Below are 12,549 nucleotides of genomic sequence, written 5' to 3'. Positions count from 1 at the left end.
TCGCGATCCAAAAGGCACTACCCTCCTCCGAGGCGCATACGCTGCGGAGGAATAAGTCGTGTTGAACCTGTTCGAGATGCTGAACCAATCCCAGAACGGCAACGGCATGGAGGCGCTGGCGCGCCAGTTCAACCTGAGCCAACAGCAGACGCAAGCCGCGGTCGAAGCGTTGTTGCCGGCGTTCAGCCAGGGCCTGAAACGCAACACTGCCGACCCCTATGGTCTCGGCACATTCATGAACGCGATGGCCAGCGGCCAGTACGGCCAATATTTCGACAATGCCGCGCAGGCCTTTTCGCCGCAGGGCGTGAGCCAGGGCAATGATGTGCTCGGCCAACTGTTCGGTTCCAAGGACCTGTCGAGAGCCGTCGCGGCGCAGGCCGCCCAGGCCAGCGGTGTCGGCCAGCAGGTGCTGCAGCAGATGCTGCCGGTGCTGGCCTCGATGCTGATGGGCGGACTGTTCAAGCAATCGACCAACCAGATGCAGGCCGGCGGCTTCGGCGGCGGCAACAACCCGCTCGGCCAGATCATCGAGGAGATGATGCGGCAGGGCGGCGGCATGACGGGCGGCCAGCCACAGCAGCGCCAGGCGCCGCAGGGCCAGAACCCCTTCGGCAACAATCCGCTGGGCGACAATCCGCTCGGCAAGGTGCTGCAGGATATGTTCGGCGGCGGTGCGCAGCAACAGGCGCCGCAGCCGCAACAGCAGCCGCAAAATCCGTTCGGGGACAACAATCCCTGGGGCAAGATCCTGCAGGATATGCTGGGCGGTACACAGCAAACGCCGGAACCCGCCCCGCAACGCCGTGCCCCTGAACCCGAACCGAACCCGAGCGGACGCGCGCGCAACCCTTATGACGGCATCTTCGGCAAGATGTTCGAAACCGGCCGCCAGCAGCGTGACGACTACCAGCAAGGTGTGGAAAGTATCTTCGACCAGTTTCTCAAGGGCATGGACCGGCGGTAACGCCGAGGGGCCCTTCACCCGCCTGCCAGCATCCTGTCCGTATGTATACGGGGAGAGGGACGCCCCGCCGAGGACTTAGCCAACCGCCAGCGTTTCAGGACGAGCACCGTCGTTGCGGCCGGCCTCCTTCTCCCCGTTTACGGGGGTGAAGAGCGGTCCGCGAAGCGGACGAAAAGCCAAATGCTTGGCTTTTCGAGTGATGAACGCCCTAAGCCATAGCGGAGGGCCGGCCAGTGCCCGGCAGGGCGATGAAGGGCAGCGCCAAGTTGCGAAAGTTGGATGAAGAAAAGGTTGTGAATTTACCTCACAAATCCTGTTCCTTTAATCACTCTGGTTCACGAAACGACAGCCTTCTATCTAGCCATCATTGGCAGATGGAGACTCCTAAGATGGAATACCGCAATCTCGGCAAATCGGGCTTGAGAGTGCCCGTGCTTTCGTTCGGCGCAGGCACGTTCGCTGGCCAGGGACCACTGTTCAGCGCCTGGGGCAATACCGGCGTGGAGGAAGCACGCCGGCTGGTCGACATCTGTCTCGAGGCCGGCGTCAATCTGTTCGACACCGCCGACGTCTATTCCGACGGCGCGTCGGAAACGGTGCTCGGCGAGGCGATCAAGGGCCGGCGCAATGAAGTCTTGATCTCGACTAAGGCCAGCCTGCCGCTGGGCGACGGGCCGAACCAGTGGGGATCGTCGCGCAGCCGGCTTGTCGAGGCGGTGGATGCCGCGCTCGGCCGGCTAGGCACCGACCATATCGACATTTTCCAGTTGCATGCTTTCGATGCGCACACGCCGGTCGAGGAGGTGTTGTCCACGCTCGATGGTCTCGTGCGCGCCGGCAAGCTGCGCTACATCGGCGTCTCCAACTTCTCAGGCTGGCAAATCATGAAATCACTGGCCGTGGCGGAACGGCATGGCTGGTCACGTTATGTCGCCAATCAGGTCTACTATTCGCTGGTCGGCCGTGACTATGAATGGGATTTGATGCCGCTCGGTCAGGACCAGGGTCTTGGTGCGCTGGTATGGAGCCCGCTCGGCTGGGGCCGCCTGACGGGCAAGATCAGCCGCAACGCTCCAATACCCGCCGGCAGCCGGCTGCATGAGACCGCCAGCTTTGGCCCGCCGGTGGAGGACGAACATCTCTATCGCGTCGTCGACGCACTGCAGGACGTGGCCAACGAAACCGGCAAAAGCGTGCCGCAGATCGCCATCAACTGGCTGCTGCAACGGCCGACGGTCTCGTCCGTGATCATCGGTGCGCGCAATGAGGAGCAGTTGCGACAGAACTTGGGCGCAGTCGGCTGGTCGCTGACACAGGAACAAGTCGCCAGGCTTGATGCAGCAAGCACGGTAACCGCGCCCTACCCGCATTTTCCCTATCACCGGCAGGAAGGTTTCGCCCGTCTGAACCCGCCCGCGGTGTAAACGCCGCCCATAAAGAAAAAGCCCGGTCCGTGGGGGGACCGGGCGATGCGCAGGTCCCGGCTGGGTCGAGCCGGAAGGGAGTGGGAAACCTGCAGCAATCCTGTTTCCGCTGCGCCTCGCTGGAAATCGAGACGCAGGGGAAAAATCAAGCAGCCTTGCGGACGCGCTCGCTGGCGATCGAACGCAGCTTTGCCGTCGGGTCCGCGCCGAAGGGCAGGTCGATGGCCACGGAAAGATCGGCCCGGGTCAGGCCGATATCGGCCAGTTCCGCATCCGACATCTCGCCAAGGCGATAGAAGGTGCGTCGGTTTTGCCAGGTATGGAAAAACCCGATCACTCGATTGAACACACGCGTCGCAGCAGCCGGGGTCGCGTTGATGCGCGCACTCTCAGGGGCGATGTCATATGTGGTCATGGGCGTGGTCATGGTCTTCTCCTCGAAACCGCGCGCAACAGGTGTTTCGCACCGCCAAAACAGGCGGCCCGAAGCCGTTTCACACGCGCTCAAATGGACGATTGGATAAATGCCACGTTGCGATTGATTAATCCAACGAATGTTTTTAATCTCTATCATCAACTATGATGATGGATGGATGCCATGAAAGCGCCGCTCGATCTCGATCAGTTGCAAACCTTCATCTCGATTGCAGACACGGGATCCTTTACCCGCGCAGCCGAAGAAGTGCATCGTACGCAATCGGCGGTCTCGATGCAGATGCGGCGACTGGAGGAGCGCATCGGCAAGCCGCTGTTCGAAAAGGACGGTCGCTCCAACAAGCTGACCGAAGATGGCGACCGGCTTTTGTCCTATGCTCGCCGGCTGATCTACCTGAACCGCGAGACGCTCTCCGCCTTCGACGATAACCGGCTGGAAGGCACCATCCGCATCGGCACGCCGGACGACTATGCCGACCGCTTCCTGCCCGAGATCATGGCACGCTTTGCCCGTTCCAACCCACGTGTCGAACTGACCGTCACCTGCGAACCGACGCCCGGCCTGGTGGAGCAGATCAAGCGCGGTCATCTCGACCTTGCGCTGGTCACCCACAATGATGCGCGCGGCCAATCGGAAGTCGTGCGGCGCGAGCCGCTTTTGTGGGTCACTTCGGCCAACCACGCCACCCACGAGGAAGAAGTGCTGCCGATGGCCTTCGGCCGGCCGAACTGCATCTGGCGCCGCGCTGCCTGCGACGTGCTTGACGAGATGCGGCGCGACTACCGCATCCTGTTCTCATCCTTCTCGGCCACTGTCATCGCGGCTGCCGTGCTGTCGGGCTTGGCGATCTCGGTGCTGCCGGAATGCGCGCTACGCCCCGGCATGCGGGTGCTGGGCGAAGCCGACGGCTTCGGCCTGCTGCCGGACTGCCGCATCGGCCTGATGCGCGGCCAGACCAGCCGGCCGGAAATCGTCGAGGCGCTGGCGCGTCACATCGCCGAAAGCCTCGACAACATCTCGGTGCCGATGAATGAAGAGGCCGGCAGTTTCGATTTCGCCTCGCTCGCCTTCACCAAGATGAAGCGCACCAAGCCAAGCCAGATCATGCCGGGCTGGTAAGACCGTCAAAAATTGGTGACGCCGGGCTAGCGCCGGCCACCGCGTACCACCAACACGTTACCGAACGCGACCAGCGCCAGGCCGACAATGGCGAAGGCTGTCCACTGGTAGCCTTCAAGCACGGTGGACACCAGCAACGCGAAGATGGGGAACATCACCGTGGCATAGCCGGCGCGAGCGGCACCGATACGGCCGAGCAGCGTCAGATAGGCGGCAAAGCCCAGGATGGTTGAGACAACCGCCAGGAACAGCAGCGAGCCGAAATAAGCCACTGTCGGCTCCACGGTGAAGGTGCGTCCCATTACGAAGGCGAGGATCGCCGACCACAGCGTGCCGTAGAACATGCCCCAGGCGTTCATCGAGACGAGCGACAGGCCCTTACGCATGCCGGCGGCCGAAATCACGTTGCCGACGCAGAAGCTGAGTGTTCCGGCCACGCAGAAAGCGAGCCCAACCAGCGTGCCGCCGCCGAGATCATGGCCAATGATCTCAGGCAGGAACATCAACGCTATGCCGCAGAAACCGGTGAGGCCGCCAAGCAGGATGCGTGGCGACGGCTTTTCGCGCATGACCACCGCGCCGAGCAGCATGTTGAAAACCGAAGCAAGCGAAAAGACGACCGAAAGCAGCCCGCTGACCAGGTAACCGGCGCCGTAGTAGAACAGCAGGAAATTGGACGAGAACATCAGGATGCCCAGGGCCATGAAGCGCCAATGGTCGTCCACGGTGAAGCGCAGCCGACCCCGTTTGACAACCACCCAGCCGAACATCAGCAGGGTGGCGATCCCAAAGCGCCAGGTGATGTTGACCTCGTTGGCCACCGTGCCGACCTGGAACTCGATAGCGTACCAGGACAGGCTCCAGGCAATGACGGTGAGCGCGTAGAGGCCGTAGTCGAGCGGCTCGAAAGGACGCTCGCTGGGTCTGCGCGCCGCGACAGGCGTTGCTTCAGGCGGCCGGGATTGCTGCATGTTCATGGACGCTTCAATTCTCGGAATTCGCGCATGGGTAGGCCGCCGGGGCGGTGGACGTCCAATGCATTCGTGTGGTCCAGCATCGCCTGAACCTTGCGGAAGGGCTTGACCCAGCCCCGATCCGGCGCGCCAATCGCCGAATGAGTGATTTCTTCGAAGACGATTCGAGGCCGAGTGCGACGAATGCCGCCGAATATACGGTGAGCGAGATTTCCGGCGCGCTGAAGCGCACCGTGGAAGACATGTTCGGCAATGTGCGCGTGCGGGGCGAGATTTCCGGCTATCGCGGGCCACATTCGTCAGGCCACGCCTATTTCGCGCTGAAGGACGATCGCTCGCGCCTTGATGCCGTGGTGTGGAAAGGCACGATGAGCAGGCTGCGCTTCCGTCCCGAAGAGGGCATGGAGGTGATCGCGTCCGGCAAGCTCACCACCTATCCCGGCAAATCGAACTACCAGATCGTCATCGACAATCTGGAGCCCGCCGGCGCCGGCGCGCTGATGGCGATGCTGGAAGAGCGCAAGCGCCGCCTCGCCGCCGAGGGGCTGTTCGATGCAGGCCGCAAACGGTTTCTGCCCTACATGCCTTCGGTGATCGGTGTGGTCACTTCGCCCACCGGCGCGGTGATCCGCGACATCCTGCACCGCATCCGCGACCGCTTTCCACTCCATGTGCTGGTGTGGCCAGTGCGCGTGCAGGGCGAGACGGCTGGCATCGAGGTCACCGCCGCCGTGCAAGGCTTCAACAGCCTGGAGCCGGGCGGGCCAATCCCGCGGCCGGACCTGGTCATCGTGGCACGCGGCGGTGGCAGTCTGGAAGATCTCTGGGGCTTCAACGACGAAGGGCTGGCACGGGCCGTCGCAGCCTCGCACATCCCGATTATCTCGGCGGTCGGCCACGAGACCGACTGGACTCTGATCGACCTTGCCGCCGATAGGCGTGCGCCAACCCCCACGGGTGCAGCTGAAATCGCGGTGCCGGTGAAGGCCGAACTAGAGGCAACGCTTGCCAGTCTATCGGCAAGACTCGCAGCGGCCTTATCGCGCGGCATAGATCGCCGTCGCCAGGCGGCGCGCGCGGCGGCAAGGGCCCTGCCCTCACCGGATCAGTTGCTGGCGCTGCCGCGACGTCGTTTCGACGAAGCGGAAAACCGGCTCGCTCGAGCGCTGTCGGTGGCGATCGAGCGCAAGCGCGGCCGTCTAGGCGCGATTCGCCTGACGCCGGCGACACTATCGCGGCGCATGGACGAGGCGCGGCGCCTGACCGCGCGTGACCTGGCGCGAGCGCAAGCCGCGTTCTTCGGCATCGTGCGCGAACGTCGCGCGCGCTTCATGCGTACCGTGGCGCGACTTTCGCCCGCTCCGATCGTACGCCGACAGAAATTGCAGAGCGATGCGCTGGCGACGCTCGCGCGCCGCAAGGATCAGGCGATGACGGTGCGCCTGGAACGGCTACGCGCGCGTCTCACACAAGCCGACCGACTGCTTTCGACGCTGAAACTGTCGGAGCAGGCGATCCTCGAACGCGGCTATGCGCTGGTGCTGGATGCCAACGGAACGCTGGTGAAACGTGCGGCGGAAGTGACACCCGGCGCCACGCTTGAACTGCGTTTTGCCGATGGCTCGACACATGCGACCGCCGAGGGTGGCGAACCGGCATCAAATCCGATGTCGCCCAGTCCTGCTACTCAGAGGCCCAAGGCGGCACCAAAAGACAAAAGCGCCAGCGGCCAGGGATCACTGTTCTAGGCCGCGGAGCAGGTTCACGGCCGCTTCCGAAACTCGAAAGCCGAGGAAGATGGCGTCAAGCCGCCTTGTCGGTGCCGGTATCCGATTCGGCCTCGACAGCTTCTTCGAGACGGGAGGCGATGAGTTCCTGGATATCGCCGACCTCTTCCTGGAGGTCTTCCAGCGGGATTCCCGCTTCAGCGGCCTTGGCGGCGCACTGCTTGGCCAAAACCTCGGCATGCTTTTCGATCTTTACCGGCTCGGACGGGGCACAGCACTCCTTGCCGATCCAGTCCTGCAGAAATTCGATCGCGTGTACGCTCATAATTGAACTACCCGTTTCGGTTCTTTCCGGCTGCCATCGCGGATCGCGCGGCGGCCGGTGTCTTTAGAGCGTTTCCGTCTTTCACGGAAACGCGGAAACGCTCTATCTTTTTTGGCGCAATTCCGGACGCAAAACCGCTAGGCGCTTTTGCTGGAATTGCTCTGTTTCAATTGAAACCGAGTCGCAAGCTCACGGCAACCTTACCGGCACCAAAGAACAAGACCTGATTTCAGTGATTGGTTTGCGGGGCATCCACCCGGCGAAAACTAGTGGTACCGTTGCTCGGGATCGAACCGAGGACCTCCGGATCCACAATCCGGCGCTCTAACCATCTGAGCTACAACGGCACTCATGCCCGTCGATGATCGAAACACCAGCTACACTCGTGTCAGCCGCGCTCCGTCATCCGGCGAAGCGTCCATACGGGCAATCGGATCGTAATTCAAGGCTCTTGCGAAGGCAAAGGCGCTCTCACCCACATCCGTATTCACCCGGCGCCCGGAACCCGACCTTTCAGAGGGTTGCTTTAAGGGCTGCCGACGCATTCCAATCGAACCTAAGCCTCCGCCGAGACGCAATACCGATTTCGGAAGAGGTCCTTCCCTCTCTTTTATTTCGTGCATGACCCCTTCCGGAAATCCGGTTTTCGGCATCATCCACTCAAGAAAAAGGCCGGCGGGAGGAGGAGCCGGCCTTTTTCCAATATGAAGCCGGTGGGAGGAGGTACCGGCTTTTCCCTGGAGCGGAGGGAGGAGGAACCACCCCAGGTATCTCTTGCCTCATAAAGCTAGGAAGCCGGTAGAACGCTTACAAGACCACCGGCCGGCCCTTGCCATTTTGCCGCAGTTAAGCAGCCTTGGAGACATCCTTGAAGGCCTTCTCGAAAGCGGCCTTGTACGGCTTTGAAACTTCTTCGGCGGCCTTGGCGGCAGCGGCCTGGAATTCCTTGGCCTGCTCGACAGCGGTCTCGACGCGCTTGCGCAGGAAGGAGGTCTGCAGCTCGACGACCTCAGACAGCGACTTGGCGCCGACGAGAGCTTCGAGATGCGAGAAATTGGCTTCGGCATTGGCGCGCAGCGTGGCGATCGCCTTCAGCGACAGGTCGCTCGACGTGGCCTTGGCGGTCTCGTAGCTGGTTTCGAAAGCCTTCTTGGCCTCCTCGGCGCCGGTCTTGAGCTTGGCGAAAGTCTCCTTCGACTGCTCGACGCCCTTCTCGGCGAAAGCGCGAACCTGGTCAGCAGCCTGCGAGGCGTCGAAGGTCGGGAATTCAGTGGTCTCAGCGGTCTTCGTCTTGGTCATTTTCCATCCTCAGGGTGGACGGACACGTTCACTTTCTGGCGCCGTTCCGTCTCGTTCATTTCTGTCAGTACCCTAGCATTTTTTATTGTGCGGTGCAATATCTATGTTGCGCCGCAACATTCCTGAAGAGAAACAAGAGGATGCCGCGTTAACCAAACACCTTACTTTTCAAGTGGCCTGTCCTCTGGCTTGTGGACCTTGCGGCGTCACCCATTTATTAACGAAGCATTAACCGCGGCCATCTCCTGGAGGATTGCCAGAGCGCATGCCGTCCGAGAACTATTCGTTCCTCGATGTTGCCGTCCTCGACGAGGTGCGGACGCGTTTTGCCGCCGGCGACGCGCTCCTCATCCTATCGGCCGACCTCGAGCAGGTGCTGTGGGCCAACGGCCCGGGCGCTGCCGTGCTCGGCCAGTCGGATATCGAGGCCGCGATCGGCGCGCCTGCCGATCTGCCCCCGGTGGCGAAACGCCAGATCATGGCGACCGCAGGCTTCCCGGCCATCGGCCGCAACCGTGCGCTTCTGGTGCGCCTTTCCAGGTGGATGGCGACGCAAGCGATCGGTTTTCAGGCAAGCGCAGTCACCATGCCTGACGGCGAAGCGGCTGTCCTGCTTTCGGTGCCGGCCCAACAAACCGGTTCGCGCGATGCCGCCGAGATCGCCGAGCGTGCCATAAGCGGTTTCACCGCCGACGGCCAGTTCCTCGCCTTCGTCGACGGCAGCGGCAATATCGAAGCCGCATCGAATGGATTTTCAGGGCTGGGTATCACGACGGAAACGCTTGCCTCGCTGGTTGCCGAAACCGGCCGCCATCATGACCGCACGCTGAAGCGGCGGGTGCAAGCAGAACGGCGTTCCCTGCCCGCTGGCATGGCGAAGCTGACGGACGATCCGGCGCGCCACCTGCTCGTGGTCATCGACGACGGCGAAGCCCCTCAACTTGAAACAGTGCCTGCATCTGCTGCCTCTGCCGATCTATCGCCTACGGACGCCGCATCAACCGCCGCGGAGGGCTGGCGCGCGGCCGACGACAGCGCGTCCGCCGGTGCTGCCTCAAATGATCAGCACCATGACGGCTGGTATTTCAGCGACGCCAACAAGAGCGGCGGCGAACCCGTGCCGACGACGTCCAAACCGACCGAACCTCTTTCGGTCCCGAAGCCGGCCGTCGATCGGGGGGCGGCGCCGGTGCGCTTTGTATGGCGTACCGATGAGGCTGGCCGTTTCAGTGCGATTTCGCCGGAGTTCGCCGCTGTCGTCGGCGAGGCGGCAGCCGATATCATCGGCCGGCGCTTCAGGGATGTCGCCACAACGTTCGGTTTCGACCCGTCCGGCGAGATAGCCGGGCTGTTGGAACGCCGCGACACCTGGTCCGGCCGGTCTGTCACCTGGCCGATCGCCGGCAGCAGCCTGAAAGTGCCGGTCGACCTTGCCGCCCTGCCCGTCTACGACCGCAACCGCAATTTCGAAGGCTTCCGTGGCTTCGGCGTCGCCCGGCTTGCCGATGCTACCGAGGATCACGAAAAGGTCGGCGAAGCGCTGACGCCCGGCTGGACGCCGGCGGAGGTTCCTGCTGCGACACAGGCCACCACGGCACCGGAAACGCAGTCAGAGGCGGCTGCAACCGAGACAAGGCGGCCTCAATCAGGCGATGCCGACAACCCGTTCTATGGCGAGACCCCGGCGCTGGCCATCGCGCCGACGCCGGAGCGCCGCTTCAGCGACAAGGTGATCCGGCTGGCGGAACACAGGCCATCGGCCAATGACAAAGGCGGCCTTTCCAGCGTCGAGCGCACCGCTTTCCGAGAGATCGGTGAGAGGCTGAAAAGAGACAGCGCAGTAGAGACCCGCCCTTCCAAGGACGCACCAGCGGCAACGACGTCCGATGACGCCGAAGAAGCGGCCGCCGTCACTTCGGCAACCGACAAGGTTGAAACGGCATCCCACAGCGATGTCGAAACGACAAAAGAAACTTACGCTGTGCAAGCGTCGGCTGAACGCAGCCTTGAGATCGAGACGCCATCCGCGACTTCTGCCGAGGAGCCGCAGCAACCAGCGGACAAGGCAGCCGTCATCGAGCCGGAGGCAACGGCAGCGCAAGACGAAAATGCCGCGGATTCGGCTGCGGAGGACGACAGCGCCGCTCTGATCGAAGCGCAGGTGGCCGAAGAGATTGAAGACCTCGCCCGGCTCGACGGCGCGGATCTCGAACAGCCTCCGGAAGCAGAGGGCATTATCGCGGCGTCCGGGGTACCGGCAGCATCCAAGATAGAGCCTGCGATCCCCGGCGACGCTGCCGGCGAGGAAGAGCCCGAGACCCAACCAACCGCACCGCGCTCGCTCCTTGCTTTCGTCCCCCCTGATGAAGACACGGCGGCCGAGGACGAGAAGCCGATGCCTGCGCTGGACGACGCAGGCGACGTCAGGGCAGCCGCGGCGAAGGCGGCCGAAAAGCGCCGCAATGCACTCCGTGCGGAGACCTGGACCGAGCATGACGAGAACGGCGCAGAGGAAGCTGGCCTAGCCCGCCTGGAGGATGATGGCGATCTGACGCAGCCTGGCGAAGAGGTTGAAAATCCGACCGTTGCAGGATCGACGCAGCCGATTCCCCTGCGGCCATCCCCCCCTCATGCGGCACCGCCGCTGCAGGCTGGCGGCTTCGTGCCAGCCGCCTTCTCCACTGGCGAAACCGCGCCGGACACTTCGCTGCTGGCACGGCTGCCGGTACCGCTGCTGATCCATTCGGGCGACGTGCTGCACTACGCCAACAGCGAATTCCTGGCTCTGACCGGCTATGGCGACCTTGCGGCGCTCGCAAGAGCAGGCGGACTGGATGCGCTGTTTGCCGATCCCTATGCCAGCGATGATGCACCCGACCATGCCGATCACAAGCTGAGGCTGAAAAAAGCCGATGGCGAGGAAATCCCGGTCGACGCAGTGCTGCGCTCTGTGCCTTGGGGCAAGGGCAAGGCGCTGATGCTGGTGCTGAACGGTTTTGGCGAGAGCCAGGCGGCACGGGTCATATCATTCCCCGCCGCCGAGACGGCGCAACCGGATAATGCGGATCTCAAGGCACGCATCGCCGAGATGCGCACCATCATCGATACTGCCACAGACGGCGTCGTCCTGATGGATCGCGACGGCGCCATCCGCTCGATCAGCCGGCCTGCCGAGGCCCTGTTCGGCTTCGACAGCGACGATGTCGCAGGCAAGCCTTTCACCTCGTTGTTTGCCATCGAAAGCCAGAAAGCGGCGCGCGACTATCTCGCCGGGCTTTCCGACAATGGTGTCGCCAGCGTGCTCAACGACGGGCGCGAAGTGATCGGCCGCGAAGCCGAAGGACGTTTCATTCCCCTGTTCATGACCATCGGCCGCCTGCCCGGCGACAGTGGCTATTGCGCGGTGGTGCGTGACATCACCCAGTGGAAGCGCGCTGAGGAAGAACTCACCCAGGCGCGCGCGGTTGCCGAACGCGCCTCTTCCCAGAAAACCGACTTCCTGGCACGTATCAGCCATGAGATCCGCACGCCGCTCAACGCCATCATCGGCTTTTCCGAACTGATGGTGGACGAGAAGTTCGGCGCGATCGCCAATGAGCGCTACCGCGACTATCTGCGCGACATCAACCGATCGGGAAACCACGTGCTGGATCTGGTCAACGACCTGCTCGATATTTCCAAGATTGAAGCCGGCCAGCAGGAGATGGACTACGAAGCGGTGTCGCTGAACGACACGCTGGCAGAATCCGTCGCGCTGATGCAACCGCAGGCCAATCGCGAACGCGTCATCATCCGCTCATCGTTCGCTTCGCGCCTACCCGAAGTGGTGGCGGACCTGCGCTCGATCCGCCAGATCGCGCTCAATATCCTGTCCAATGCCGTGCGCTACACGCAGGCAGGCGGCCAGGTGATCGTTTCCACCGCCTATGAGACATCGGGCGACGTGGTGATGCGGGTGCGGGATACGGGCGTCGGGATGACCCAGGCCGAGATCGAACATGCGCTGAAGCCGTTCAAGCAGGTCAACGCCTTGAAGCGAGGCCGCAGCGACGGCACCGGCCTCGGCCTGCCGCTGACCAAGGCGATGGTGGAGGCCAACCGCGCCCGGTTCACCATCAACTCGACGCCCGGCGAGGGCACGCTTGTGGAGATCGCCTTCCCTTCGACACGTGTATTGGCGGACTGAGCGACCGTACGGTGCTTGAGCGACCGTACGGTGTTTTGGTGCGTCCTTCGAAGCTCGCCCGCAAAACACAGCGCAATAGTTTTGATTAAGGT

9 protein-coding genes and 1 tRNA gene are annotated in these 12,549 nt (G+C 62.9%); 5 read left to right on the top strand and 5 right to left on the bottom strand.

Annotated features, from left to right (window positions below; translation table 11 throughout):
- Nucleotides 1-58 precede the first annotated feature (58 nt).
- Nucleotides 59-967 carry a DUF937 domain-containing protein gene (locus L4923_RS17250; protein ID WP_239367259.1) on the top strand — a complete coding sequence of 303 codons (909 nt, stop codon included), beginning with the start codon at nucleotides 59-61 and terminating at the stop codon, nucleotides 965-967.
- Nucleotides 968-1,356: 389 nt separating this feature from the next.
- A complete protein-coding gene (locus tag L4923_RS17245) occupies nucleotides 1,357-2,391 on the top strand; it encodes an aldo/keto reductase (RefSeq protein ID WP_239367257.1) in 1,035 nt (344 codons plus the stop codon).
- A 145-nt stretch (nucleotides 2,392-2,536) separates the two neighbouring features.
- On the opposite strand, the gene L4923_RS17240 is transcribed toward L4923_RS17245, so the two are convergent.
- Nucleotides 2,537-2,818: a DUF1127 domain-containing protein gene (locus L4923_RS17240; protein ID WP_239367255.1), complete on the bottom strand. Its 282-nt coding sequence runs from the start codon at nucleotides 2,816-2,818 to the stop codon at nucleotides 2,537-2,539.
- A gap of 171 nt (nucleotides 2,819-2,989) precedes the next feature.
- Here L4923_RS17240 and L4923_RS17235 point away from each other — a divergent pair, with 171 nt between their 5' ends.
- The gene (locus L4923_RS17235) at nucleotides 2,990-3,946 is read left to right on the top strand and encodes a LysR substrate-binding domain-containing protein (protein ID WP_239367253.1); all 957 of its coding nucleotides are present in this window, start codon (nucleotides 2,990-2,992) and stop codon (nucleotides 3,944-3,946) included.
- 26 nt (nucleotides 3,947-3,972) lie between these two features.
- On the opposite strand, the gene L4923_RS17230 is transcribed toward L4923_RS17235, so the two are convergent.
- Complete coding sequence (locus L4923_RS17230) at nucleotides 3,973-4,923, bottom strand: DMT family transporter (protein ID WP_343303498.1); 951 nt, start codon at nucleotides 4,921-4,923, stop codon at nucleotides 3,973-3,975.
- A 137-nt stretch (nucleotides 4,924-5,060) separates the two neighbouring features.
- On the opposite strand from L4923_RS17230, the gene xseA reads away from it, so the two are divergent.
- Nucleotides 5,061-6,668, top strand: coding sequence for an exodeoxyribonuclease VII large subunit (gene xseA, locus L4923_RS17225; RefSeq protein WP_239367251.1), 1,608 nt, complete (start codon nucleotides 5,061-5,063; stop codon nucleotides 6,666-6,668).
- Between the two features lie 55 nt (nucleotides 6,669-6,723).
- Here xseA and L4923_RS17220 read toward each other — a convergent pair whose 3' ends face one another.
- The 3 genes from L4923_RS17220 to L4923_RS17210 all read right to left on the bottom strand — a co-directional run bounded on the left by L4923_RS17220 (nucleotide 6,724) and on the right by L4923_RS17210 (nucleotide 8,271).
- Nucleotides 6,724-6,972: a hypothetical protein gene (locus L4923_RS17220; protein WP_239367249.1), complete on the bottom strand. Its 249-nt coding sequence runs from the start codon at nucleotides 6,970-6,972 to the stop codon at nucleotides 6,724-6,726.
- Between the two features lie 270 nt (nucleotides 6,973-7,242).
- Nucleotides 7,243-7,319, bottom strand: a tRNA-His gene (locus L4923_RS17215).
- A gap of 499 nt (nucleotides 7,320-7,818) precedes the next feature.
- Nucleotides 7,819-8,271 carry a phasin gene (locus tag L4923_RS17210; protein ID WP_239367247.1) on the bottom strand — a complete coding sequence of 151 codons (453 nt, stop codon included), beginning with the start codon at nucleotides 8,269-8,271 and terminating at the stop codon, nucleotides 7,819-7,821.
- A gap of 265 nt (nucleotides 8,272-8,536) precedes the next feature.
- Here L4923_RS17210 and L4923_RS17205 point away from each other — a divergent pair, with 265 nt between their 5' ends.
- Nucleotides 8,537-12,457, top strand: a complete 3,921-nt coding sequence (locus tag L4923_RS17205) for a PAS domain-containing sensor histidine kinase (protein WP_239367245.1) — start codon at nucleotides 8,537-8,539, stop codon at nucleotides 12,455-12,457.
- Nucleotides 12,458-12,549 lie beyond the last annotated feature (92 nt).

The sequence above is a fragment of the Terribium retamae genome, assembly GCF_022347545.1.
In the GTDB taxonomy this organism is placed as follows: domain Bacteria; phylum Pseudomonadota; class Alphaproteobacteria; order Rhizobiales; family Rhizobiaceae; genus Mesorhizobium; species Mesorhizobium retamae.
Note: the sequence above shows the minus strand (reverse complement) of the source record. Positions and strands in the feature narration are given on the sequence as shown.